The organism is Pseudomonas putida (genome assembly GCF_028682635.1).
Classification (GTDB): domain Bacteria; phylum Pseudomonadota; class Gammaproteobacteria; order Pseudomonadales; family Pseudomonadaceae; genus Aquipseudomonas; species Aquipseudomonas putida_AE.
In genome coordinates, this window is record NZ_JANHLK010000026.1 from 40,181 (window position 1) to 66,136 (window position 25,956).

16 protein-coding genes are annotated in these 25,956 nt (G+C 57.8%); 10 read left to right on the forward strand and 6 right to left on the reverse strand.

The genetic code is table 11. The features are described from left to right. Positions 1-32: 32 nt before the first annotated feature. From NPS56_RS25020 to NPS56_RS25045, 6 genes are all read left to right on the forward strand, one after another. Positions 33-590 carry a hypothetical protein gene (locus NPS56_RS25020; RefSeq protein ID WP_274077127.1) on the forward strand — a complete coding sequence of 186 codons (558 nt, stop codon included), beginning with the start codon at positions 33-35 and terminating at the stop codon, positions 588-590. Next, positions 541-5,649 carry an RHS repeat-associated core domain-containing protein gene (locus NPS56_RS25025; RefSeq protein WP_274077128.1) on the forward strand — a complete coding sequence of 1,703 codons (5,109 nt, stop codon included), beginning with the start codon at positions 541-543 and terminating at the stop codon, positions 5,647-5,649. Before NPS56_RS25020 ends, NPS56_RS25025 begins: the two co-directional genes overlap by 50 nt. A 236-nt stretch (positions 5,650-5,885) precedes the next feature. Further along, the gene (locus NPS56_RS25030; protein ID WP_274077129.1) at positions 5,886-6,437 is read left to right on the forward strand and encodes a fimbrial protein; all 552 of its coding nucleotides are present in this window, start codon (positions 5,886-5,888) and stop codon (positions 6,435-6,437) included. A 79-nt stretch (positions 6,438-6,516) separates the two neighbouring features. Beyond that, on the forward strand, positions 6,517-7,272 hold the full coding sequence (locus NPS56_RS25035) for a fimbrial biogenesis chaperone (RefSeq protein WP_274077130.1): 756 nt from the start codon (positions 6,517-6,519) through the stop codon (positions 7,270-7,272). Positions 7,273-7,291: 19 nt separating this feature from the next. Continuing rightward, positions 7,292-9,805 carry a fimbria/pilus outer membrane usher protein gene (locus NPS56_RS25040; protein WP_274077131.1) on the forward strand — a complete coding sequence of 838 codons (2,514 nt, stop codon included), beginning with the start codon at positions 7,292-7,294 and terminating at the stop codon, positions 9,803-9,805. Further along, a complete protein-coding gene (locus tag NPS56_RS25045; protein WP_274077132.1) occupies positions 9,796-10,977 on the forward strand; it encodes a fimbrial protein in 1,182 nt (393 codons plus the stop codon). Before NPS56_RS25040 ends, NPS56_RS25045 begins: the two co-directional genes overlap by 10 nt. Positions 10,978-11,028: 51 nt before the next feature. Here NPS56_RS25045 and NPS56_RS25050 read toward each other — a convergent pair whose 3' ends face one another. The 5 genes from NPS56_RS25050 to NPS56_RS25070 all read right to left on the reverse strand — a co-directional run bounded on the left by NPS56_RS25050 (position 11,029) and on the right by NPS56_RS25070 (position 19,837). Continuing rightward, positions 11,029-12,501 carry a hypothetical protein gene (locus NPS56_RS25050; protein WP_274077133.1) on the reverse strand — a complete coding sequence of 491 codons (1,473 nt, stop codon included), beginning with the start codon at positions 12,499-12,501 and terminating at the stop codon, positions 11,029-11,031. Between the two features lie 125 nt (positions 12,502-12,626). Beyond that, entirely contained in the window at positions 12,627-14,840 is a 2,214-nt protein-coding gene (locus NPS56_RS25055; protein WP_274077134.1) for an autotransporter outer membrane beta-barrel domain-containing protein, read from the reverse strand. 230 nt (positions 14,841-15,070) lie between these two features. Further along, positions 15,071-17,077, reverse strand: coding sequence for a hypothetical protein (locus tag NPS56_RS25060; RefSeq protein ID WP_274077135.1), 2,007 nt, complete (start codon positions 17,075-17,077; stop codon positions 15,071-15,073). Between the two features lie 264 nt (positions 17,078-17,341). After that, positions 17,342-18,484 (reverse strand): glycerate kinase, encoded by a 1,143-nt coding sequence (locus NPS56_RS25065; protein ID WP_274077136.1) that lies wholly within the window; start codon positions 18,482-18,484, stop codon positions 17,342-17,344. Between the two features lie 231 nt (positions 18,485-18,715). Beyond that, on the reverse strand, positions 18,716-19,837 hold the full coding sequence (locus tag NPS56_RS25070) for a sugar diacid recognition domain-containing protein (protein ID WP_274077137.1): 1,122 nt from the start codon (positions 19,835-19,837) through the stop codon (positions 18,716-18,718). A 146-nt stretch (positions 19,838-19,983) separates the two neighbouring features. On the opposite strand from NPS56_RS25070, the gene NPS56_RS25075 reads away from it, so the two are divergent. Both NPS56_RS25075 and rarD read left to right on the forward strand, forming a co-directional pair. Continuing rightward, positions 19,984-20,994, forward strand: coding sequence for an aldo/keto reductase (locus NPS56_RS25075; RefSeq protein ID WP_274077138.1), 1,011 nt, complete (start codon positions 19,984-19,986; stop codon positions 20,992-20,994). Between the two features lie 201 nt (positions 20,995-21,195). After that, positions 21,196-22,077 (forward strand): EamA family transporter RarD, encoded by an 882-nt coding sequence (rarD, locus tag NPS56_RS25080; protein ID WP_274077139.1) that lies wholly within the window; start codon positions 21,196-21,198, stop codon positions 22,075-22,077. Positions 22,078-22,203: 126 nt separating this feature from the next. On the opposite strand, the gene hppD is transcribed toward rarD, so the two are convergent. Then, entirely contained in the window at positions 22,204-23,280 is a 1,077-nt protein-coding gene (gene hppD, locus NPS56_RS25085; RefSeq protein WP_274077140.1) for a 4-hydroxyphenylpyruvate dioxygenase, read from the reverse strand. A gap of 444 nt (positions 23,281-23,724) precedes the next feature. Here hppD and NPS56_RS25090 point away from each other — a divergent pair, with 444 nt between their 5' ends. After that, entirely contained in the window at positions 23,725-25,257 is a 1,533-nt protein-coding gene (locus tag NPS56_RS25090; protein WP_274077141.1) for a cyclic diguanylate phosphodiesterase, read from the forward strand. Between the two features lie 227 nt (positions 25,258-25,484). Beyond that, a complete protein-coding gene (locus NPS56_RS25095) occupies positions 25,485-25,847 on the forward strand; it encodes a histone-like nucleoid-structuring protein, MvaT/MvaU family (RefSeq protein ID WP_008065377.1) in 363 nt (120 codons plus the stop codon). Positions 25,848-25,956: the final 109 nt, after the last annotated feature.

The window sequence follows — 25,956 nt, forward strand, 5'->3', positions numbered from 1 at the left end:
TTGCCACCCGAATCTTTTTGAGGCGTTCGATAATGAAATATTCCAGAGCACTACTTGCGGCTACTGCTTGCGCATGCTTAACGTTTTTTGGGGCAAGCGCTGTTGCATCAACACCAACAGCTGCCAACAAACAAGCCGAACCAAAGGCCACCTATGGTCAGATTATTTTCTACAACGGCAAAGGCGAAAAGCATTGCATGTTGTCCGTGCCGGAAACCAAACAAACCTTTAACCTTGCTGATGGCTCCCAGAGTTGCACTGAAAACCACGCTGCCAGTTTCAGCCTGGAAAACATTCCCTCGGCTACGCTCATTCAGTTTTATGAAAATCAAAGTTGCTCAGATTCTAAAGTGAAAGGAAACTTCTTCGTAAAACTTAAAACAGTCAAACAACCCACAGACTGGAGTAGCCCCAGCCCCAACCCACCTGCAACAATGCATTTCAATGACTTTAGAAAACTGGATCCCGAATATCTTGTTCCGAAAAAGTTTATTCGCATTGAGGACCGCTGGCCGGTGCCGGATGTCAACGAGGACTGGGATGAACGGATCAGCTGCGTTTATATCGAACGCTCTCAGCCGGTTTACTGATGATGCCCACGCATTTTCCAGCCAGCTTCATCTTTTCGTCTTCACGCCAAACTACGAGGCGCCGTCCATGAGCACGTCCACCTCCATACAGTCCAACGCCTTCAACTTCATGAGTTTCATCCAAAGCCAGGTCGACCCGCGCACCGGGCAAGCCACCTGCGCCATTTCATTACCCGAACTCAAGGCCAATAATCTCTGTGGCCCGGTAGTTCCCCTGCAGCTGACTTTCAACCCGCTCAATACCGCAGACAGCGGTTTCGGCAATGGCTGGAACTTGCAACTGTCGCAGTTCGACCCCAACAAACGGATATTCTCCTCGTACACCGGTGAAACCTTCAGGGTCGATCCAGGTGCCAATGGTGTAGAAATTCCAGAAAAGAAAATCGACTCCTTTCATTTCCATGACCTGGGGAACAAACGCTACCGCGTCGATCATAAATCCGGGCTGGTGGAGATTCTGCAGGTGCGCCAGGGTGATATCGCGCTGCCGGTGGAAATGCTTTCGCCCCAGGGCCACAGCGTCACGCTCGACTACGTGGCCTTCGGCACCGAGCCACTGTTGAGCAGTGTTCGCAATGCCGATGGCACGCAGTTGCTCAGCCTGGTGCGCACCACCAACCTGCTCAAGCTCACGCTGCATCCGGGCAGTGCCTTCGAGGCCGAGTTCCAGGTGAACATTCTCGGTGGCTTGAGCAAAAGCTTTGTCCTGCCAACCCACGACAAAGCCTCCTGGCGCTTCGAGTATGTCACCCGGGACGGCTTCACCTGCCTTGAGCACGTCTACACCCCCACCGGTGGCCATGAGACCGTCACCTATTCGGGGCGCCCGCACTATTTTCCAGGCCAGCCCGGGCGTACCCTGCCGCGGGTGGAAAAGCACGTGCGCGACCCTGGTTTCGGCCAGCCCGCCGTCGAAACCCGCTATGCATACGACGCCAAGGACCACAACTTTCTCGGCTTTGGCAGCGGTCTGTCCTGGAGCGATGATGGCCTCGACAACCTCTATAAAGTGCGCTCCCCGTTCGACTACGAAACCACCGAAATTCTCTGGGACGCATCGGGCAACAGGAAGGCGCAGGAGACCCGGCGGGTATACAACCGCTTGCATCTGCTGACCCTGGAAGAAACCACCCAATACAGCACCGATCCGGGGAAAGACCACACCTACCAGAGGACCGACACCGAGTACTACTTCGACCCGAACCTGGACTTCAAGAATCAGAAGCCCTATTGCCAGCTGCCGAAAACCGTGACCCAGACCTGGCGCCACGTCAGCGCCACATTGCCCCGCCACGTGGAGACCGTGACCGCCACCTACGACGACTTCGGCAACCTGCTGACCCAGGTCACCGCCGACGGCGTAACCGAAACAAACGAGTGGTACAAGGCGGCAGGCGAGGTGGGCTGCCCGGCCGACCCACAGGGGTTTGTGCGCAACCTCAAAAGCAAGACCGTGACCCCGGCTGCCTCCCAATATGGCAAGGCCCCGACCCTGCAAACCCGCTATACCTACACCGAACAACTGGGCCTGGCCGGCAGTGGTCCCTGGTTGGCACTGCGCAATGAAACGCTGGTGCACATCGGCGGTGGCGGTGCAGCAACGGAGTTGCGACAACTGACTCATGATTACATCAACACCCCTGAAGAGAAGCTGACCCACGCGCGCATCCTCAGGTCGACTCAAACCTTGCACGGCCAAGCCCAGACACTGACCTCCACCCAGTTCCGCTACAGCTTCACGCGTAATGCCCGTGCCAACGCGATGGTCATGCGTACGGAAAGTGAATTGATCGGGTTCGATGACACACCCGGCAAACCGGTCCGCAGGGTCCAAACCCAGGAACACTCATTGCTCAACGGCTACAAGCTGCTCAACCATGACGACAACGACGCCATGGTCGCCTACGTCAATGACCCGATAGGTCGCGTGATCGAGGAGATGGTGGCGCCCGACTCTAATGACTACAGAGCCAGCCGTACCTACACCTACACGTTGACCAACGGTGGGGGCGCTCAACAGGCCAGGCAAACCGCCAAGGACGTCAAGGGCGTCGAAACCGTCACCTGGCTCGATGGGCACAATCGGGTCGTCAGGGTAGAGCGTCGGGACGCCGATGCCCTGGGAGGTGATCCGCTGGCGTTTCGCGACACCTATAAAGCGACTTACAACAATCGCGGCCAATTGATCAGCGATACTGTCATCGACTGGGAAGGCGCGGCCGACAAGCCCTTGACCCGCCAGTACGAATACGACGCCTGGGGGCAGCAATTCAAAGTTGTCGGGGCCGATGGCGTGGCACAGATCACCGAAGTCGATCCACGCACACAAACCTTGCGCAGCTGGACTGAAAGCACCGTCACGCCCCTCAACATCAGTGGCAAAAGCCGCACGACACTCAACATGTTCGGCAAAGAAGACAAGATTGAAGCACTGGACGCACAGGATAAAGTCGTCAGCACCAGGGAGTATTTGTATGACGGCCTGGGCAACTGCGTTGAGCAAATCAACGAGATGGGCGAGTCCACGCGTTTTGAGTTCGATTTGTTTGCCCGGATACGGGCCACAACCCTGCCCGACTACACTGAAATTCACCGCACTTACGCGGCCCACAGTGGCGGTGAATTGCCGATTGACATGCAGGTTGTCTCCAATGGGGTGACTGTCAGTGTCGGCAACCAGACGTACGATGGCCTGGAACGCCGCAAGACCTTGAAAGTCGGCCCGCGCCTGCAGACGTTTGAGTATCAGGGTGGCCAGTCCAAGATAAGCAAGGCAATCACCGCCAGCAAAAAGGAAATCACCTACGAGTACAAGCCAGGCCTTGTGGGGTCGCCGGTGGGCAGCATCGCCCCGGACGAGCAGTCAAGCTTCAACTATGACAACCAGAGTGCGCAACTGACCCTGTCGCAAAACAGCCAGGGCGAGAATGGCTTCGCCTTCAGCTCCAACGGGCAATTGCTCAAGGAGACATGGAAGGACAAGCACACCGGCAAACAATGGGAAACCACCTACACCCAGACCTTGAACGGACTTCCCCTCACCCGTGTAGATGCCAATGGCTTGGCCTGCACCTACACCTATGACGATAAGGCGCGACTCAAGACCATCACTCAGGGCCAACTCCTTGCCAGCTTCGAGTACGACAACCTGGGAAAAGTGAGCACAATTACCACCCGCAACCAACATACCGCGCAGACACTGCGAACTACCCTGACGTTCGACGATCAAGGCCGGGAAATCATGCGGCTTATGGAGCTTGAAGGTCACCCCAGGCAAACCATCAGCCAAACCTACCGCGACGACAGCAAGCTGCACACGCGTCACTTGCAGGTGGGCAACCAGACCGAACTGCTGGAAACCTTCAACTATGACCAGCGCGGACGCATGGTCGAGTACACCTGCGACGGCCCTGCCCTGCCCCAGGACAGCTATAAAAATGGCATCAAGGAACAGCTGTTCGAGTTCGATGCATTGGACAACGTGACCGCGGTCTACTCACTGTTTGCCGACGGAACGCGTGACGATGCCTTCAGTTATTTCTCACCGAGCGATCCGTGTCAATTGGTGAAAGTCACCCACAGCCACCCCGACTATGACGCCAGCTGCACGCTGGACTACGACGACGACGGCAATCTGTTGCACGACGAAAACGGCCAGGCCCTGCACTATGACACCCAGGGCCGGTTGCTGAGTGTCACCGATACCGGCGGCAACACCGTCAGCCGGTACCGCTACGACGCTCATAACCATCTGCTGGGCGTCACTCGTGGCACGCAGATCGAAACCTTGCGTTTTTATCAGGACGATCAGCTGAGCCACACCGAACAGGGCAACAGGAAGATTCATTACCTGTTCCTCGGCGAACAGCCGCTGGGCCAGCAAGAGCAGGATGACCCGGAACAAACGTTACTGCTGTTGACGGATGGTAAAAACAGTGTGCTGGCCGAAAGTGGTAAGAATGAACTGCGCAAAGCGGTCTATGGCGCCTATGGCGAACGCAATCCGGACGCCAAATTGGAATGTCTGCTCGGGTTCAACGGTGAAGTGCGGGACGAACACAGTGGCTGGTACCTGCTGGGCCGGGGCTATCGGGCCTATAACACGACGCTGAGGCGCTTCCATAGCCCGGACTCGCTCAGCCCGTTCGGTGCTGGCGGGGTCAATCCTTACGTGTACCCGGGAGATCCGATCAACTATACCGATCCGACCGGGCATGCCAAACGGGGGCCTAACTGGGAGGGGATAGGGGGTGCGATACTGGCGGGCGCTGGTATTGTGATTTCAGGTGTGACGATAATTGTAGCCCCACCTGTGGGCGTGGCAGCTGTGATTAAAATCGTTTTTACTACAACAGTAGGTGTTGGCTTCGGCGCCTACGCAATTTATGAAGGCGTCATGGCCAATAACGCAGTTAAATTGGTAGACCGGGAGAAACACGGGAGAAGTTCCTTGATTTCTGGTGGCTTAGACGCTGGTTTGTCTGCGTTGTTCCTTGGGTTGGCTGTAAAAGCCAAAGCCAAAGCCGTAGCCAAAGCCGCAGCCAAAAAAGCGGCTCGAGAGAGTTTTCGTTCACAACTCCAGAACAGCTTTACCAACATAAATGAGATGATGGGTGCAACGGCGGGTATCCCAAGCGGGACACGTAACAGGAGTTTGTTACTTCAAGCGTCTGTAGAGGGTCCGCCTTCTCGAGGTCCTCGAGGTCCTCGAGGTCCTCAAGGTCCTCGAGGTCCTGACGGAGCTCAGGGGCCTGCAGGACCTCAAGGGCCAGCAGGACCTCGGGGGGCAACAGGACCTCAGGGGGTACCGGGACTGAACGGCAGTATTCCCTCAACTGGCGTATCTCCACCTGCACGGCCAACTCCGGCGTCAACGGCACCGTCCGAGCCAGTTGCAGGCCCTTCTAGTGGAGGGGAGCCCTGGGGTTTTCAAAACCTTCGCGACAAGCAGCTAAATCGAACGGATGAATTCGGTTTAAATACGGTAAATTCTCCAGCAACCGATACGATAGATAACATAGACGAAATAGTAAACGACGTAAGACGCAACAGCGAATAAGATTAAGGGCTCCACTTCTAACCAGTGGAGCCTTTTTTTTCGCAAATACAGATAAAACATTCGCAAACATAACCCGCCCCAACACTGAGAGTTCTCTCATATCCCCCTCCCCCCTTACCCTCTAAACTCCCGCCTCCGAGACAACCCAACTACCTCCCCACTCGCATCGATCGTGAGTACCCCGGCACCGTCTCGTTAAATAAACGCCGGATTAAATCAATCAAAGGATTTGTTACATGAAGAAATCTCTATTCGCACTTCCGTTAGGCCTGGCACTGGGCCTGGCGGCCACTTCGGCCTTCGCGGCCGATGGCCGGATCAACTTCACCGGCAAGATCAGCAGCGCTACCTGCCCCGTTGAAATCGTCAACCCGGAAAACGGTGCCGTGGGCAACCTGGTTTCCCTGGGCTGGGTCGATTCCAGCGCCTTCCCGAACGTCGGCGCCGTTGCTGGCGAACGGGCCTTTCAGATGCGCATTACACCGGGCACCGCTTGCGTCCTGGACCCTACCAAACTTAACGCCACCGTGACATTCAACTCAGTGTACGGCGGTGGTGGTGATCATTACGGCCTGAAGCCGACCGGCAACCCCGCGAGGGGCATTGCCGTGGCGATCAAGGACGTTACCGGTGGTTTCATCAAGAATGGCGAGACCTCCACCGTCTACAAACTTGACGAAACCAAACCGACCCTCATGGACTTCACCGCCATGTACATCGCCACTGCGGCGACGGTAACCCCGGGCCCCGCCGATTCCGATGTCGAGTTCACCCTCAGCATCAACTGATCACGCTCCTGCGTTTTAAAACAGCAGGTTCACCGCCTGCTGTTCGAGAACGATTCCTCGACACAGGGATTTTTTTACTATGTTTGGCTTGATTAAACGTCCTGCCCAAGTCAGGAGCGGCGCACTGTCTTGCGTGTTGTTTGGCGCCCTTATTACATGGTTGCCAACTAGTTACGGGGCGTTAACCATTAGTAGCACGCGAGTCGTGTTCGACAGCGACAAGCGCAATGTTTCGTTGACTGTTTCCAATCCCAGCAACAAACCCTTCGCCGTGCAGACCTGGGCGAATACCGCAGCCGACGACCAGACCACTGCCGTGCCTTTTATCGCTTCACCGCCGCTGTTTCGCTTAAACGCCGGTAAAGAACAGCAGGTGCAGATCAACGGCTTGCCCAACAAGTTGCCCAAAGACCGCGAATCGCTGTTTTATTTCAACGTTCAGGAAATACCGCAACTGGAAGCCAATGAAGTCAACCAGTTGAATATCGCATTGCGCACGCGCATCAAGTTGTTCTACCGACCTGTGGAACTCAAGACCAATGCGCTGGACAGCCTGAAAGAGTTGAACTGGTCAATAAAAAAAATCGACGGCAAAAGCCGTCTGGTGGTGACCAATCCCACGCCCTTTCACGTGTCTTTCGTGCGCATTGAACTCCTTGCAAACGGGCAGAAAGTCAGCCTCAAAGACACTCCGATGGCACTTCCCCTGGACTCCAGCACCTATGAGCTGGACGGCTTGAAGCCTGTGCCGGGAATGCAGGTCAGTTTTTCCGCGATCACCGACTACGGCGGCTTTACGACCCCAATGACCGTGCCCGTCGGCCTTGATCTTTAACATTGCGCGGACTATCACCATGCCTTTCTTCCCGCACCAGAGTTCGACTTGCGCGCAGCGTCTGTTTCACCTTCTGGTATTCACCGGCGGCGGCATTGTATTGCTGCAAACCAAGCCGGCGCAGGCCGCCAACCCGGTGGAGTTTCAGTCAACCTTCATGCGCCAACTGCAAAACCATGCGAGCGATGCCGGTGCGCTGGCCTTGAAAACACTGTCCAGTGGCCAGGATCTGGCGCCCGGACGTTACCTGGTGAGTATCGAGGTCAATCGCAGCTTCTTTGACCGCCGGGAAATCGAGTTCAGCCCCCATGCCCAAGGCGATGGACTCTCCCCCTGCCTGTCGCTGCAATTGATCGAGGAGATCGGCGTAAAACTCGACAGCCTGGAGGAGACTGAGGCCTCGCTGAACAGTTGCATCGATCTGCAGCAGCTGATTCCCGGTGCGCAAATCGAGTTCAATGCCGGTCAGCTGACGCTGGCGCTCTCCATCCCGCAGATTGCCATGCGTCGCGATGTTGCCGGTTATGTCGATCCGCAATTGTGGGACTATGGCATCAATTCAGCCTTTGTGAACTATCAGGTATCGGCGCAACAGGGTCGAAATTCGTCAGGCCACAACAGCAGCCAGGACCTGTACTTGAACAGCGGCCTGAATCTGGGCGCCTGGCGCTTGCGCAGCAACAATGCCTTTCGTAGCGACTCACAGGGCGAACGCACATGGACGCGCGCCTATACCTATGTCCAGCGCGATCTCCCCGGTACACACTCGCAGTTGACCCTGGGCGAGACCTACACCCCTGGCGATGTATTCAGGAGCATTCCCATCAAGGGCGTGCAAATTGCTTCCGACATGAGCATGTTGCCCGACTCGCTGCAACAGTATGCGCCGATCGTTCGAGGCGTTGCGCAGACCCGGGCCAGGCTCGAGATCCGCCAGAACGGTTACCCCATATATTCCACCTATGTCAGTGCCGGTCCCTATGAGATCAACGACCTGACGACCGCCGGTGGCAGCGGTGAACTGGAAATCATCCTGACCGAAGCCGATGGCCAGGTGCGACGTTTCACCCAACCCTATTCAACCCTCAGCAACCTGCTGCGCGAAGGCGTCTGGCGCTACAGCACCAGCCTGGGGCGTTATAACTCCCCGTCGTTTGCCAGCGATGACTCCTCTTTATGGCAAGGTACTCTCGCCACCGGCGTGGGGTGGAACTCAACCCTGTACGGCGGGTTGATGGCCAACGACTTCTATCAGGCCGGCACCTTCGGTATCGGCAAGAATCTCGGCGCGATCGGCGCACTCTCGTTCGACGTCACGCGCTCCGCAGCCGATATCGATCCCCATGACAGCAGCCGCAGCGTCCAGGGCATGAGCTACGCGGCGAAATACGGCAAGTCATTCGAAACCCGGACCAACTTGCGCTTTGCCGGTTATCGCTACTCCACCGAGGGTTATCGCGATTTCAGCGAAGCGGTGCGCGAGCGCAGCGCCGACCAGCGTTATCGCGGAAGTCGACGCAGCCTGCTGGAGGCCTCGGTGTTCCAGAACATCGGGACCCATAGCTCGCTGAACCTGACACTGTCCCAGGAAGACTACTGGCGCACCGATTATCAGCAGCGCCAATTCCAGTTCAATCTCAGCACCCGCCACAACACCGTCAGCTATAACCTTTACGCATCACAATCACTTAACGAAAAACAATCCAACGACCGCCAGATCGGCCTGAGTATCTCGGTGCCGCTGGACTTCGGCCGCTCGACCACCGCCACCTTCGACCTGAGGCAAAACCATGGCCAGCTCGATCAACGCGCGTCTTTGTCTGGCCGGGGCGAGGGAGATCGACTCAACTATCGAGCGTCCCTGTCCAACAATGAAAGCCAGCAGAAATCCGCTGAACTGGCGCTGGCCTACCAGACACCCGTTGCCAGCCTGGGCGCGGGTATCGCTCAAGGCAGCACTTACAACAATGTTTCGCTCAACGCCAGCGGTGCGCTGCTGCTCCACGGCGACGGCCTTGAGTTCGGCCCCTATATGGGTGAAACCAGTGGCCTGGCCCATGTGCCGGACATCGCCGGCGTTGGGGTGATCAACGCCTCGAGCGCCAGGACCAATGACCGTGGTTATGCGCTGATCCCCTACCTGCAACCCTATCGGGTCAACCGGGTAGTCCTCGATACCGACCAGCTCGATCCGAACATAGAGATCGATAACGGCGTGACCCAGGTGGTTCCGCGTCGCGGTGCAGTCGTCAAGGCCACATTCCCCGCACGCAAGGTACAAAGGCTGGTGCTGACCACCCGTGACAGCCAGGGCGCACCTTTGCCCTTTGGAGCCCAGGTCAGCAACAACGATGAGGAAGTACTCGGGATAGTCGGCCAGGCCGGGCAGGTACTGCTGGGGACTGTCGATGCCCGGCAAGTCCTGAATGTGCGCTGGGGCAACGCCTCCACCGAGCAGTGCCAGTTGCAGCTCGATGTCCCGAGCATGCCGCTGGAGCAAGGTTATCGGGTCCAGGACCTGACTTGCCGCTGACCCAACGCTTCGTTCACTCATGCTCGATGCACCCCGCGGTGCGTCGAGCTGTTTTTGCCAGGATAGAACACAGCATGTCGATCAGATTATTTCCGGGCGTTCTGTTCACGCTCGCCGCCAGCGGACTGACGCCGTTCGGTGCCGCGTATGCCGCCTCCAATACCTGTTACTGGGGGGGCGCTTCGGGGCCTATTCGGTATGTGGCCGATGTGGGTGCACTGTACATTCCCAGAGATGCCAAGGTCGGTGATCCGATAGGCCCGATTGAGAGATCATTCAGGCAAGGTGGCTCAGGGTTAACGATCCACTGCGAAAACACAGACGGGCGACTGACGTTCAAGGCTTCGGCCAATGCCGCGCCAGTATCCGGGCCAATCCCCAGATTGAATGGCATGGACATGCGAGGCACGTTGCTGCAAACCAACATTCCCGGAGTCGGCGCCCAGATCACGTTCGGCACTCCCTACGATGGCCGCACCAACGGATTCTGGAAACTGAGCGGCCCCGACAGTACAGTCCCCTTCGAGGGCTACATCGATTTCAGCACCCCCTTTGTCCTGCAACACTCTGTGTTGCAAGGCACTGTCACTTTGGTCAAGACCGCGACGATCGGGCGAGGCACGCACACGCTGGAGTCAGGAAACGAACTGGTCAAGGCCTCCTTCACCGGTGTTCCCAATGCCTTCGGCCTTGCGCTGAGCGGCTCCGTCACCCAGGCGGAGTGCAGCCTGTCGGCCCTTCCGGTGAGCGCCGACCCCGTCAAGCTGGGAGACTGGCCAACCTCACGGTTCAAGGGCGAAGGCGAAACCACCGATCCGGTGCCGTTCAGCATCAATTTGAACTCGTGCATATCCGACCCGCTGCCGGGCGGCACAGTGACGACCGCGCACATTCGCCTGGAGCCCACCGCGGGCTCGACGACAGTTGACACTAGAAGGGGTTTGTTCAGCCTGGGCGGCAGTTCCACCGCAAAAGGTATTGGCATTCAGATACTCAAAGATGATGCCCAAACCCCTGTCGAATTGGAGGCCGATGTCGCCCAAGGCGTCATTCCGGTCACCGGCGGCATGCAGTTGAAGTTCAACGCTCGCTACTATCAGACCGCGCCCACGAAGGATGTCGTGGCCGGTTCCGCGGATGGGTCGCTGGCGTTTACCATTACCTACAAATAGATCTGTTTGCCCGGCAGGGGGGCCTGCCGGGAAGCCAGTGGAGAGGGTCGACTAGGTGACCAGCTTGATCGACATCGGTTTGAAGGCACGATAACTCTGCCCCTGATCAAAGCTGACACTGGCGTGCAGGGTAAACGTGCTGTTGAGGGGCAGTGCCGCTACATAGTCCTTGGGCAATGGCGTGGTGAATTTTCGGTTGGCATTGAGAGGTGTGGGTGCACCCTCGAGGAAATCTGTTCGAACGCTGGACGCCAGTGCCCACACGTTTATGAGTTGGGTGTCCTCATGGTAGGCCCATTTCTCCATCTCTATGGTTGCACCGGACTGTTCAACCTTGTTCCGGGAGAGGGTCGCCGGTGAACCGATCTGCGCCTCGGGGCAGCCCACCGAACCAAACGTCTGTCCGCCGAGCTCGGTGATGGCCAGCGTATATTTCGCTGAGGGCTGGATGTCGCGTCCGGCGCGGTAGCGCACCTCTGACGTGCGTCCATCTCCCCCCACGGGAATGTTGGCCGCGACGACCGACGCCGCAATGGCGAACTCCAGGCCGCCCGGCGTGGTCGGCTTCACCCCCGTTGCAGAACCTATACCCCCCTCTCCGCCCAGGCCGATAAAGTCCACCGTCACCTCTTCACCCGGATCGATTTCCGAGCCAGCCACCACCACAGTCACACCTGATATACCCAGGAAAGGATTCAACACGCCCGTGCCGTTTTGCGAATTGGTCGCCTGCTTGACGGTCGGGAACTTGCGCGGGGTGGGTGGGCGGATATTGACGCTCAGTTTCTCGTCAACGGAAAGGGTCGTCTCGTTGCCGGCCCTGTCGCGCACCCGATAGGTCGCGTAATAATCCACATTATTGGTGCTGTTACGCAGCAAGTCGCCCTTGAAAAAGACTTGCACGGGCTTGCCTATGTCACCCGGCTCGAGGGTCCTGGTACCGGCTATCTCCCGTCCACCCGGGGAGCGCTCCCAGTACGTGGTGATGGCATCCCCGACTTTTGGGCTGTAATCGGGGAGTGTTACCACTACCTGGTCCTGGTGAGCGGGGTCGGCGAGATAGGCAGCGGTGATCTGGTTGGGGGGGAGAACTTCGGGAGGAAAGATCAACTTGCTATTGGTGGGCAGCATCGGTGCCTGGGTATCCAGCGTCATCACCAGATCGGATGATTCTTCTGTTTCGTCATTGTAAATCGTCACCTTGTATTTGAACCGGCGTTCCCCATCGTTACTGCGCAACCAGGCTTGGGGCACTGCAAGATACCGGTCCGAGTCCTCAATGGGCTTGTTCCACTTACGGGTGACCAACGCAGTGACGCTACCATCGACGAACAGCTCAACGGTTTCCTCCGCCAGTTCGGGGCTGGAATTTAGCGGCACTGTAAACCAGACCTTCAGATCGGCATGGGTCAATGCCTCCGGCAACAGATTGGTTTGACCACCTGGCACATTCGGGAGCAAGCCGACAATCTCAGGCGGTGGCAACGTAGTGCTGGAAAAACCGGTACCTTTGAACTGGACCATGAACAGAACTCCTCGAATTAAAGCCAGCAAGGGAAACCGGAATCCGGCTTCCCTTGCTGGCGTCATGAAAAGAACATTGATCTGCTGGTGCAACGCCAAGGGTTCGAAGAAATCAAGCCAGCCAGTTACCAGCTGTAGCGGGCACCCACATTGATGCCCCAAGGCTGCTCGATCTTGTCGCCATTGCTGTAATCAACGTCCAGGTGCATGGCAACCTTGTCAGTCACCGTCATGGCCACGCCCGCGCCCAACTCGCCGCGAGATCCCGACAGGTCGCTGCGGAAACGGTTGTCGTTGACCTCAATGTCACTGTTTTTGGCGAACTCGTGGACATAGGCGGCGCGCAAATACGGCTGTACCGTCTTGCCTTCGGCCCAGGTGAAATTGCGACCGACAGTCGCACCGGCTTTACCCAACAAGGAATGCGCACGATCCCCGTCGGCGGCCAGGCCGTTATCCAGGTCGTAACTCGCGCCATCGATCATCACGCCCGACAGTTGAGCATAAGGCTCGACGTAGTAGTCATCCGCCAATTTGATGTTTCGCCCGAACTCCAGCGATGCCCCGATGCCGTTGGTGTCGTAATTGCCTTTGGTTTTTTGGCCGTCACTGAGACGAACCGTTGATTCATTCTGGAACCGGTTGTACTTGAGCACGCCGTCGAAGTAATAGCCGCTCTGCATATCCAGCCACGTGGTGTAGGCACCCAGGTAGTAACTGTCGACTTCGCCAGTCGTGCCATGGCTCAGGTCCAGGTCGGACTTGCTGTAACCGCCCAACAGGCCGACCAGCCATCGCCCATCGCCCATGGGCAGCGGCGCATCGGCACCCAACGAAATGCCCTGCTGGGTTTGCTTGTAGGCAACCCCGGAACTTTCACTGACGTTGTATTTGTTGCCATAGGCACGGATCCAGCCACCGGCCTTGCCGTGATCCATTCGCACTTCGCCCATGCGCGAACGCAGGGTGCTGAGTTCGCCGTACCAGACGGTGGGCGCGGCATTGAACAGCGCCATCACCGATTGGGTACCCGGGCTGATCACACGGCTGGCGGTGTCCAGGACCCAGTCGTTGTTACCCTGTTGGATCAAGTCATAGGAAAATGCGCCCAGATCCACGGAGCCTCCGGCCAGGGCGAAGGTGGCGTCACCCGAACCGATATGGACCACGGACTTCGAACCCGCCCCCACCGGTTCAGTACCCTGGCTGTCGAGCGCGACCAGATGGTTGCCACTGGCATTGCCGGTCACGGTGAGGGTATCCACTTCACCCGTGGTGAAATTGTTGTGCATGTAGAAGGTCCCGCCCTCGCCCGCGAGCGTTTCCACCGACAGATTGAAGAACTGGCCCGGATTGCCGAACTGCACACCCCCGCCATTCAACGTCAGGTTCTGCACTTGACCGTCACCGACCATGACCCAGCGTGCATCGTTGCTGATCGACAGGTTCTGGACGTTTTCCAGGCGCCCGGTCAGGGTTGCAGACTGGTCGAGTGCGACGTTGGCATTGCTGTCATCCGCCACAATGACATCGCCCACCAGGTGACTGTTATTAACGTTGAAGTTCGCCGAAGAACCGTTGATGACCTCCAGTAGCGTGCCGTTGCCGCCCTTGAGCGTGGAGCCGTTGTTCACTTCAATATTGGCCCGCTCGGTGTTGGTCTGGGTCAGGCCATCGACAATGATGGCCGACCCGCTCAGGCCTTCGACATGGGTACTATCGAGAACCAGCGCATTGTCCGCGGGCAGGTTGTTGGCGGTGAACACGCTGACACCATGGAGCCCGCCGACGATCTTGCTGCCCGTTGCCAGGACCTGGCCGCCGAAAGTCTGTACGCCGATGCCATCGGCATTGGTGGCGGTAACGGTGGTGCCGGAGTCCAGCGTCAAGCGCGATTGTGCGCTCAGGCTTGCACCAAACTGGCCGCCGGTGATCTGGCTGTTGCCGACCCTCGCGGTGGACCCACCGACTGCCGTCGCTATCAGGCGCAAGCCCGTGCGATCGCTGACGACACGACTATTGGTAATGGTTGCATCACTGTTGGACAACTCAACGCCATTGCTTGTACCCAAGGCAGATGTCGTCGCGCCGTTGAGCACAAGCCTTGATCCCGCCTGCGCGCGAATCTGATGGGTGGTAGCGCCATTGGCCGTCAGGCTTGAACCGTCACGCACCAGCCAACTGTCTCCAACTGTCTCGGCATTGATCGTCTTTGAACTACCATTTTCAACCACCGATTGCGCCAGCGCACACGGCCCCATCAACAGCGCCGGCGCCAGTATCGAAAGCTTTAGCATCCGTGCAAGCGGTGACACTGAAAAAGAATGGCTGACGTACATGGGTCTCTCCTGAGTCTGTTGGCTATAGGCAAAATCACCATCTAGCGGAATCTTTCAGATCTGTGTCTGAAGGGCCCGCGATCCTATGAAATTTCCTACATCCGAGATGTAGGACTTATCCGAATGAGCGCGGGAATTCTCCCTGGTAACTAGGTGCCCAGTGCATAAGCGCTGTTTGAAACAGAACTCGACACGGACGGAAAACGTCTGTGTCGACTCTGGAGGTGTAACTAGGGGGTAATCGGGCACTGATCGCTCGGACCATGGAACGCCGTACGGGTGACTAACGGCTCGGAGAAGACATCTTCCGTTCCGTCATTGAAGAAATAATGGATCTTGGCGCGCCCCCTGCGATTTGGATTCTGGTCATAAAGTGGTTGGATATAAGTGCTGTAAGGCGTGACAACAAATTCGAAACCGGTGAGGGGCAACCCCGGATCTCCCAATGTAAAATCCTTCTCGAATTTCACATCTGGAATCGGCACCTCGGGGCTTGTAAGATCGTCGCCTATCATGGGGATGAACTCGAAGCTGATGGTATCTCCGTCCTTCAGCAGCCCCGTCAAGTCGGGTATCCGAACCTTCAGCGATCCATCAGGTTCCAGCGACTGGCAACCCGGATACCCAGTGGGATTGGGAATTTTCGGGAAGCTCGCGGGGGGCAGTTCAACCGCTACCGCGTCGACGTCAACCTCGATAGCCTCTGAATGCAGATCATTTTCCACACCGGGTCTGTGGACCTGATAGTGCACAGGAATGGCATCACCGTTGTTTCCCGCCTTGATGTATTTCCAGGGGATGTCAGCGATGTGATCTTCACCAGGAACGTGGGTTGTATCGTCAAAAATGACCTGCGCCTCGACGACCCGCAGCCCATTCCAGAAAACGTCGACGACATCATCGTTCTGTGCAGTGGCGAACCAGGGGAACGTGAATTTAGCGTCATGCCCCTTGTCGTCCCTCGTCAGCTCATTGGTTCTGCTCTCGTCGAAGTTCTTGACTTCTCCTGCGGGCAGGGCCGGATGAACAGGATCAGGCCAGTCGATGGGAGGCCAAGGCACCCATGGAATGGGCACTTCGAAGTTGACTGGAAAGTTGGCGGATTGCGGACCGAACGGGCGCCCCTTGCGAATAATCTGATAACTGACCGCGGTCGGTTTGATACCGGTGGTGGCTTGTCCGTATTCTTGCAACATCAGGACGGCAGGTAACACCTTAACTTCCATGGTGAGCATGTTGAGAAAGTCGAGATCCGGCTGTACGCGAGTGCTGCCCCAATGCAAACGAACCTTGTCACCGGCTTTCCAGTTATCGTACATATCGATCCAGGCACTCACGCCCACCCGAACATGCTCGTTCACCAACGGCCCGGGGACAGCTTGTGGAACTTTCGGTGCTCTCAAATTATCGGGAAGCGGACCGAAGGTCAGGCCGACGGTTTTATGCACCGACACTGCACTGGGGTTTTGTGCCGCATCAAGCAACACATAAAGAAATACGCATTCCGCATCACCGAAGTCCCGGATCGTCTTGGCAGGGATCTGCACCGGTGTATCGGTCACACCGGGCGAAGGAACAGTGCCGAAGAACACCAACGGGGCGTTTGTCGGATCGTCAGGAATCTCTGCGGCATCCACCAGGTAAATGGCAAGCTTATCGGTGGCTTTCCAATCCACATAACCGGGGAGCGTAAGTGTCAGGTTGCCCCCTACCGGCAAGTTGGAATCATCCAGATAATCGGCAATCAGTTTCAATGCGTCGGGCGGCGCGTGCTTGTACGGCGGCAAGCGATCGCAAATCACCGTGGTCACTACTGAAGGAGTTTCGTAATTGGTGTAATCGGTAATGACGTACTGCAGGCGGCACGTCGCATCATCCGGCAGAAAATTGGTATCGATTGTCATGAGATACGGGAAGGTTTCCGGAAAAGGCCCTCCGTCAGCCGGGCGAGTGAACTCGTGTTCAGCGACCTTATCCCACCGCCCCGATCCGGTATCCAGAAAAAGTTCGACTTTGTCACTGATACGCGGCGGGGGCAGATTTTCCCACAGCGGAATGTAAACTTTTAGCCCATCCTTTAGCCTGGGACCGTTGAGAAGGCCGCTCGCCTTGTCGGCATAATCCTCATCCTTGATCTCAATCACCAGATCGGCAAGGTTCGCCTGATGCTCAGTGCGCTTTTTTAAATAGGCCGCGTTGGCCTGATGTCGTTGCAGTTTGTTTGTTTGCGTCGTCATTTACGCTCTCCGACCATGCCATTGATGCCATAGACGGTGCTATGGCGCTGCGTCGGTCGACAACATGGGGGCTGAGGATAAGCGGATGACTCTCGCCATACAGCTGGCCGAACTGACCTCTGGGCGAATTAAGCGCTGATGAGAGAAAAAGCGAAACTGTCAAAGTTGACAGGTGGGTATTGATACAGGGATCCGCAAACCCATGACAACCGGCGATACCCAAGCACGTTCAAGTTAGATAACGACCGGTCGCCACAGGTTGAGTCAGCGCTGGCCGGTAGCCGTCCGCCAGACCCGAGCAATGTCTGTCGCCCGTTCACGCAACAAACGCGGAGCCTCGGTACACGCCTGCTCCAGTGTCATTGGCCCGCTCGTCAAAGCGAACGCGGCGTCGATGCCATGTTCGTACAACGCCTGGTAGCCTTCGCCCAGTGTGCCGGCGATGACGATGACCGCAACGCCCTGTTCTTGAGCGATGCGGGCAACACCAAACGGTGTCTTGCCGCGCAATGTTTGCGCATCGAAACGACCTTCACCGGTGATCACCAGATCGGCACCCACCACCGCCTCGGCCAGACCCACCAGCTCCGCCACCACTTCAACCCCTGCCATGAATTGCGCCCCGAGAAACGCCTTGGCGGCAAACCCAAGGCCGCCCGCCGCACCGCTGCCCGGTTCGTCGCGTACGTCTTGTGCCAAGGCGTTTGCGCAGTGATTGGCAAAGTGCCCGAGGGCTCGGTCAAGCTGTTCGACCTGTGCAGGCGTTGCGCCTTTTTGCGGGCCAAAAATGGCGGAGGCTCCGTGAGGACCGCAGAGTGGATTGTTCACGTCCGCTGCAATGTCGAAGCGCACTTCGGCCAGACGCGGATCGATGCCGGTCAGATCAATGCGGGCCAGTTGCGCCAGCGCCAGACCACCGGGTTGCAATTGCTGGCCCTGTGCATCGAGCAGCTTCACGCCCAAGGCTTGCATGGCGCCTGCGCCGGCGTCGTTGGTGGCGCTGCCGCCGATGGCCAGGATCACCCGCTGCGCACCCGCATCCAGTGCCGCACGAATCAATTCGCCGGTGCCGAAGGTGCTGCTGATGCAGGCATCGCGGCGGTCGAGGGGCACCAACTGCAAACCACTGGCCTCGGCCATTTCGATGATCGCGGTGTGGTTATGGGGCAACCACCCCCAGGCGGCATTGACCGTTTCACCCAGTGGCCCGCGAACGTCGGTTCGGCGCAGCTCGCCATCGCATGCCGCGAGCACTGACTCGACCGTCCCTTCCCCGCCGTCGGCCATTGGGCATTTGACCAGTTGCGCATCGGGCCAGACTTCGGCCAAACCCAGGGCAATGGCATCGGCTACGCCTTGTGCGCTGAGACTGTCTTTGAACGAATCGGGGGCGATGACGATTTTCATGGGCGTTCTCCAGTTCCAATGCGCTCATCCTGCCAGCCGGCCGGAACAATAACGCCGGGCTGCTGCACAAGCGGCACTGAGGATTATTGTTCATTCACACAAACCCGCTGCCTACTGTAGGAGCGAGCTTGCTCGCGAAGGATTCAAGGGCGTCGCGTTTATCCAGGTATTACGCGTTATCGTTAACGTCCATCGCGAGCAAGCTCGCTCCTACGGGGGCAGGTCGATTCTTTACGGGAGGGCTTCGGTCTGGGGGAGCAGTTGCACGCCGAGGTAGAGCGCGAGCATGCCGTCCAGCTTCAGTGGATCTACGCCGCTGAGTTCGGCAATGCGCTCCATCCGATAGCGCAGGCTGTTGCGGTGAATGCCCAAGGCGTCGGCACAGGCCTGGCTTTGCCCATCGTGTTCACACCAGCTGCGCAGGGTCGCCAGCAGTTGGCCGTTATTGTCCCTGGCGATGACCTGGCGCAACGGGTTGAGCAGCTCGTCCAGCGCATCGTCGTTGCGATGACGCCAGAGCATCACCGGCAATCGGTAGCGATCAAGGGTCAACAAGCGCGACTGCGGCAACACCTCGCGCCCGTAGGCAAGCAAGTCGCCGACCCGACGATGGCAGCGGCGCAACCCCAGCAAGCCATCGGCCTGCCCGCCCACGGCGATGCGCAGAATGTTCCAGCCCAGGCCATCGAGTTTCTCCAGCAGCCGATCATTTTCGACGCTCTGGCTGGCAGGCCTGCACCACAGCAACGACGACTTGGCCGGACTCACGCACCAGCTATCCGGATAGCGCGACATCAGCCAGGCGCTGAGCGCCTCGACGGTGTGCCCAGGACTGTGCTCCGTGCCCAGTTCGAACAGGTACGGCATCCGCGTCATCTGCGGCTTGAGCCCCAGCTGTTGCGCCTCGTCGATCAGCCGTGGCGAACTGCCGGCCTCGCTGAGCAACAGCGCCAGCAAGTCATCGCAACGCTGGCGCCGCCATTGCTGCTCGGCCTGCTGGTTGCGCTGGCCCACCAGCATCTCGGCGGTCATGCGCACCAGTTCGGCGTAGGTGCGCAATTGCTCGGGTTCGCCGGTGATGCCCAGCACGCCGATCAGGCGCTGGTCGAGCATCAGCGGCAGGTTGATACCCGGCTGCACTCCCTTGAGATGGATCGCGGTCTGCGCATCGATCTCGACTACGCGACTGTTGGCCAGCACCAGTTGCGCGCCTTCATGCCGGGTGTTGACCCGCTCCGGTTCGCCGCTGCCGAGGATCAGGCCCTGGCTGTCCATGACGTTGACGTTGTACGGCAGGATGGCCATCGCCCGGTCGACGATGTCCTGGGCCAGGTCGTGATCGAGTTCGAACATAGCGGTAATCCTGAAAAGCGTGATGGGACAGGTAGTTCCAGAGAATCTCCCACATTTTTGCTGCACCGTGTTCGATAAATCAGTTTGATCCACAGGCGGGTTCTGGTATTTGTTTGAGCCCTTCCCTGCGGCAAAAGGATTTCCTCATGAGCTACCGCACACTGGGTCAGTCGGGTTTGCAGGTGTCCACCCTGACCCTGGGCACCATGATGTTCGGCGAACAGACCAGCACCGAGGATTCCCTGCGGATCATCGACAAGGCCTGGGACCAGGGCATCAACTTCATCGACACCGCCGACGTCTACACGGGTGGGCGCTCGGAAGAAATCGTCGGCGAAGCAATCGCCGGCAACCGCCACGAATGGGTGCTGGCGACCAAGGTCGGTTTCGGCCCGGCGGACGGTGTGCCGAACCGCAGCGGTTTGAGCCGCAAGCATGTGTTCAATGGCATCGACGCCAGCCTGACGCGGTTGGGCACTGACTATCTCGACATCTATTACCTGCACCGTGAGGACCACAACACGCCGCTGGAGGTTACGGTCTCAGCGATTGGCGACCTGATCCGCCAGGGCAAGATTCGCTATTGGGGGCTGTCGAACTATCGTGGCTGGCGCATCGCCGAAGTGATTCGCGTGGCCGACAAGCTCGGTGTCGACCGGCCGGTGATCAGCCAGCCGCTGTACAACATCGTCAACCGCCAGGCCGAAACCGAGCAGATCACTGCCGCGCAAAATTATGGTCTCGGGGTGGTGCCCTACAGCCCGCTGGCCCGCGGTGTGCTCAGCGGCAAATATGCGCCGGACGTAAAACCGGACGCCAACAGCCGCGCGGGTCGCTCGGACAAACGCATCCTGGAAACCGAATGGCGCGCCGAGTCCTTGCGCATCGCCCAGCAGATCCAGCAATACACCCAGGAACGCGGTGTGGGCATCGTCGAGTTTGCGATTGCCTGGGTGCTGAACAACAGCGCCGTGACCTCGGCCATCGTCGGGCCGCGCACCGAAGAACAGTGGGATGCCTACACCAAGGCGCAGGCGGTGAAGATTACGGCTGAGGATGAGGCGTTCATCGATTCGCTGGTGACGCCGGGGCATGCGTCGACGCCGGGGTTCAATGATGTGAGCCACTTCGTGTCCGGCCGTAAACCCCATAATTAAACACCCCTGTAGGAGCGAGCTTGCTCGCGATGGTGGTCAACGATAACGCGGGGAGACTGAATGCCCGCGGTGACCATTCGCTCATCGCGAGCAAGCTCGCTCCTACAGGGTCGTTGTAAATATTGATCATCCGGCCAATATTCAGCACAAAAACCACGTATCCTCCGCACCCCGTTTTACGTTCAACCTCGCGAGGACAGCTTGTCTAAAGGTATCGCTTTATCGGTGTCAGCCTCGGTGCTGTTTGCCGTCATGTATTACTACACTTCGTTGCTCAAGCCCTTGAGCGGCGTGGAGATTTTCGGCTGGCGCATGCTGTTGACGGTGCCGTGCATGACGGTGTTCATGCTCGTATCCGGGGAATGGCGGCGGGTGATCGACCTGCTGCGCAGGATTGGCGCGCACCCGAAGCTGATCGGCGGCCTGATACTGTCGGCAGCGCTGCTGGGTGTTCAACTCTGGCTGTTCATGTGGGCCCCGCTCAATGGCTACAGCCTCGATGTGTCCCTGGGCTACTTCCTGTTGCCGCTGGCCATGGTCCTGACCGGGCGTATCGCCTACGGCGAACGGCTGTCCTACCTGCAAAAAGTCGCGGTGTTCTTCGCCAGCCTCGGCGTGGTCAACGAGCTGTATCAGGTCGGCGGATTTTCCTGGGCGACACTGGTGGTGGTCATCGGCTATCCCCTGTACTTCGTGCTGCGCAAATGGCTGAAGGCCGACAACCTTGGCGGGCTCTGGGTGGACATGACCCTGATGCTGCCGATCGCCTACTGGTTCGTGCACGGTGGCGAGCAAGGTTTCGGTGTCTTCGATCAGCATCCGGCGCTGGCGTGGCTGATTCCATTGCTTGGTCTGATCAGTGCGTCGGCGCTGGTGGTCTACATCATCGCCAGTCGCTTGCTGCCGTTCAGCCTGTTCGGGCTGTTGAGCTACGTCGAACCGGTGCTGTTGCTGGGGGTGGCGTTGTTGCTGGGGGAAAGTATCAAGCCTGGTGAATGGCTGACCTATATTCCGATCTGGATGGCGGTAGTGGTGTTGGTGTTTGAAGGGTTCAAGCATCTCGTTCGGCATCGCCGACCGTAAATCCAACACAAAACAAATGTGGGAGCGGGCTTGCTCGCGAAAGCGGTGTATCAGTCAACGTTACTTGTGACTGACACACCGCTTTCGCGAGCAAGCCCGCTCCCACAGTTTTACAGCGCTAACCCATTAATCAGTGGACAACACACCACGACGAACCTGATCCCGCTCAATCGACTCAAACAACGCCTTGAAGTTGCCTTCACCGAAACCGTCATCCCCTTTACGCTGGATGAATTCGAAGAACACCGGCCCCATCAGGGTTTCCGAGAAGATCTGCAGCAGCAGGCGCTTGTCGCCCGACTCGGACGAACCGTCCAGCAGAATGCCGCGCGCCTGCAACTCGCCCACTGGCTCACCGTGGTTGGGCAAACGGCCTTCGAGCATTTCGTAGTAAGTGTCCGGCGGCGCGGTCATGAAGCGCATGCCGATGCTTTTCAGGTGATCCCAGGTCTTGAGCAGATCATCGGACAGGAAGGCCACGTGCTGGATGCCCTCGCCGTTGAACTGCATCAGGAACTCTTCGATCTGCCCGGCGCCCTTGGACGATTCTTCGTTCAATGGGATGCGGATCATGCCGTCCGGGGCGGTCATGGCCTTGGAGGTCAGGCCGGTGTACTCACCCTTGATGTCGAAGTAGCGGATTTCACGGAAGTTGAACAGCTTCTCGTAGAAGTTCGCCCAGTAAGCCATGCGACCGCGATACACGTTGTGGGTCAGGTGGTCGATGATCTTAAGGCCAGCACCGACCGGGTGACGGTCAACGCCTTCCAGGAACACGAAGTCGATGTCATAGATCGAGCTGCCTTCACCGAAACGGTCGATCAGGTACAGCGGCGCGCCGCCGATGCCCTTGATCGCCGGCAGGTTCAGCTCCATCGGGCCGGTCTCGATGTGGATCGGCTGGGCGCCGAGTTCCAGGGCGCGGTTGTAGGCCTTTTGCGAATCCTTGACGCGGAACGCCATGCCGCACACCGACGGGCCGTGCTCGGCGGCGAAGTACGAGGCGACGCTGTTGGGTTCGTTGTTGAGGATCAGGTTGATCGCGCCCTGGCGATACAGGTGCACGTCCTTGGAGCGATGGGTCGCGACCTTGGTGAAGCCCATGATCTCGAAGATCGGCTCCAGGGTATTGGGGGTTGGCGATGCCAGTTCGATGAACTCGAAGCCCATCAGGCCCATTGGGTTTTCGTATAAATCTGCCATGGTTGGCGCCTCATCATGCTTTTGGAATTAACAAAGGTTAGTTGCCAGCAATACTGAGACCGGTGGGTGGCGCGCAGGAGATGCCCCGCACGCTGCGGGCGAGGAAGTCACCGTAGATCAATTGAAACCCGAATATCTTCATTGTCGACCCGAGGCTCTGAGGGCGAGGCTTCTGCTGCCAGAAGACGATTATTATTGTATGCGTAACCTGATTCTACACAGCGTAAATCAATTTGTCCGCCTCCTGTATCAAATCCCCTTTTTCCCTCACCGTGCAAGGGGTTTGTTGCACAGGTAAATCCCCGCCAGGATCACCCTGTTCACGCGTAGACATCGTTTTTTCCTGAAGGGCCAACTATCCTGCCCCGTACCTGAACTCTTCATGGGAGGCCTCACGCCCCGCCAGCCTTTGAGAGCCCGACTTCATCGATACAGGTTTCGCGAATGCCACTGAAAACCAAAGCCCGACAACGCCGCATGAGGGTCGCCGTGACCCTGTTGAGTGGACTGCTCCCGATCCTGCTGGGTTTTGCCATTCTGCATATGCAGGCCGAACGTGTACTCCGGCACAGTACCGAGCACACCGCCGAGGAAGCGCTTCGCCAGTTCGAACTGATGCTCGACAACACCGCCCAGGCAGCGCGCGAATTATTGCCGTTGGCCGGCCAGAGTTGCATTGACGTCAACCTGGCATTGCGCGAGCAGGTAACAAAGCGTCCATTCGTGCGCTCAACCAACCTGCTGTGGGACGACACTATCTATTGCAGTTCCCTGTTCGGCGATTATCACGAAAAAATCGCTTCGGGAGACTTTGCCAACGGCCAGCTGTTGCTGATGAAGGGCAACCCGGTAACGCCCGACACCGCCTTACTGGTCTATAGAATCAGCGACGGCAAACGGGGCGCCATGAGCACGCTGGACGGATACCACCTGAGTAATCTCTTGCGCCTGATCGGGCGACAGAAACTTCTGTTGTTGCAAGTAGGGCCTAACTGGTTGTCCGCCGACGGTAGTTTTCACGTTGGCGACCCACCCGAGTTCCCCGTCGCAGAAAACAGTCTGACCTCTTCGCGTTATCCCTTCAGTGTGAAGGCCGGTTTCCCCGCAGGCGAAGTGTGGCGGTACATGAGCAGTGAATATCCGCCACTGTTCAGCTTGTTGCTGTTTTTCGGTGTGATCTCCGGTTTTATCGGGCATGTCATCCAGAAACGTTCGTCGTCCCCGACCCTTGAGATGCAACGCGCACTGGACGCGGGAGAGTTCGTGCCATATTTCCAGCCGGTGGTGCAGGCGCACAGTAAAAAGTGCAGGGGGGTCGAGGTGCTGATGCGCTGGGACCATCCCAAGGAAGGCCTGGTGCGCGCCGATCTGTTCATTCCGTTTGCCGAACACTGCGGACTGATCGTGCCCATGACCCGCTCGATCATGGAACAGACCGCCCGGCTGCTGGCACCGCGGTCGGCGTCCTTTACCGAGCCGTTTCACATCGGCATCAATATCACCGCCGATCATTGCCGTGATCTTGCATTGGTCGAGGATTGCCGCCAGTTCCTCGACGCGTTTGCCCCCGGCTCCATCCACCTGGTCCTGGAGTTGACCGAGCGCAAGCTGATCGAGCCCACGGCCATCACCCATCAATTGTTCGAGCAGTTGCATGACCTTGGCGTGATGATCGCCATCGACGACTTCGGTACCGGCCACTCGAGCCTGGGATACCTGCGCCAGTTCAACGTGGACTTCCTGAAGATCGACCAGAGCTTTGTCGCCATGATCGGCGTCGACACCCTCTCCAGCCACATCCTGGACAGCATCATCGAGCTGGCGGCCAAGCTCAATCTGGCCATGGTTGCCGAAGGGGTGGAAACCCCGGAACAAAGTGACTACCTGACCGCCCACCATGTGAACTACCTGCAAGGTTATCTATTTGGCCGACCGATGCCTGCGGCAGACTTCATTAACGCATTAAGTGATCATTAACTAGTGGCCTTTAGCAGCCAACCACTCTCTCCAAAATGTATCAAGGCACAACTCTTGTTACATGAAGAAAAAGACATGATTTACTCTTGATCAATTAACTACTACAATTTTTCATGCCTGCGCTAGATTGGCAGGTGAGCCATTTATCACCGAGTCGCTTCAAGGCTCTTGGCTTATAGCTTTGTTTGCGGTTGGTATCAGCCAAACACACTATTGGAGTAAAGATATTGTCCAGACTCGCTGAATTTCGTGCAGCTGAAAAGGCCCTTCAAGAGCAGCTCAAGCAGCTTGAATCCCTGAAGAACGATGCCGGGCTCAAGAAAGAAATCGAATTCGAAGAAAAGCTCCAGGGGCTGATGAAAACCTACGGCAAGAGCCTGCGCGACATCATCGCCATCCTCGACCCGAACCCGGCAAAATCCGGTCTGCAACAGGCCGCGCCGAAAACCCGCCGCGCTCGCGTGGTCAAGGTTTATCAGAACCCGCATACCGGCGAGCTGATTGAAACCAAGGGTGGCAACCATCGCGGGCTGAAGGCCTGGAAGGAACAATACGGTGCCGCCACCGTCGATTCCTGGCTGCGTGGCTAAACCTTCCTACTGAAAAAAAACAAAGCCCTGCACATGCAGGGCTTTTTTCATTGATAGCATCTAAATGCAAGCATCTCGGCCGATCAACCGGTACTTTCCGGGCAACTTT

Excerpts from the sequence above, each read along its gene's own strand:
- NPS56_RS25090 (WP_274077141.1), top strand. The coding sequence starts at position 23,725 with ATGCCACTGAAAACCAAAGCCCGACAACGCCGCATGAGGGTCGCCGTG.
- NPS56_RS25075 (WP_274077138.1), top strand. The coding sequence starts at position 19,984 with ATGAGCTACCGCACACTGGGTCAGTCGGGTTTGCAGGTGTCCACCCTG.
- NPS56_RS25030 (WP_274077129.1), top strand. The coding sequence starts at position 5,886 with ATGAAGAAATCTCTATTCGCACTTCCGTTAGGCCTGGCACTGGGCCTG.
- NPS56_RS25060 (WP_274077135.1), bottom strand. The coding sequence starts at position 17,077 with ATGACGACGCAAACAAACAAACTGCAACGACATCAGGCCAACGCGGCC.
- NPS56_RS25070 (WP_274077137.1), bottom strand. The coding sequence starts at position 19,837 with ATGTTCGAACTCGATCACGACCTGGCCCAGGACATCGTCGACCGGGCG.
- NPS56_RS25050 (WP_274077133.1), bottom strand. The coding sequence starts at position 12,501 with ATGGTCCAGTTCAAAGGTACCGGTTTTTCCAGCACTACGTTGCCACCG.
- NPS56_RS25040 (WP_274077131.1), top strand. The coding sequence starts at position 7,292 with ATGCCTTTCTTCCCGCACCAGAGTTCGACTTGCGCGCAGCGTCTGTTT.
- NPS56_RS25025 (WP_274077128.1), top strand. The coding sequence starts at position 541 with ATGAACGGATCAGCTGCGTTTATATCGAACGCTCTCAGCCGGTTTACT.
- NPS56_RS25035 (WP_274077130.1), top strand. The coding sequence starts at position 6,517 with ATGTTTGGCTTGATTAAACGTCCTGCCCAAGTCAGGAGCGGCGCACTG.
- NPS56_RS25055 (WP_274077134.1), bottom strand. The coding sequence starts at position 14,840 with ATGTACGTCAGCCATTCTTTTTCAGTGTCACCGCTTGCACGGATGCTA.
- NPS56_RS25065 (WP_274077136.1), bottom strand. The coding sequence starts at position 18,484 with ATGAAAATCGTCATCGCCCCCGATTCGTTCAAAGACAGTCTCAGCGCA.
- NPS56_RS25020 (WP_274077127.1), top strand. The coding sequence starts at position 33 with ATGAAATATTCCAGAGCACTACTTGCGGCTACTGCTTGCGCATGCTTA.
- hppD (WP_274077140.1), bottom strand. The coding sequence starts at position 23,280 with ATGGCAGATTTATACGAAAACCCAATGGGCCTGATGGGCTTCGAGTTC.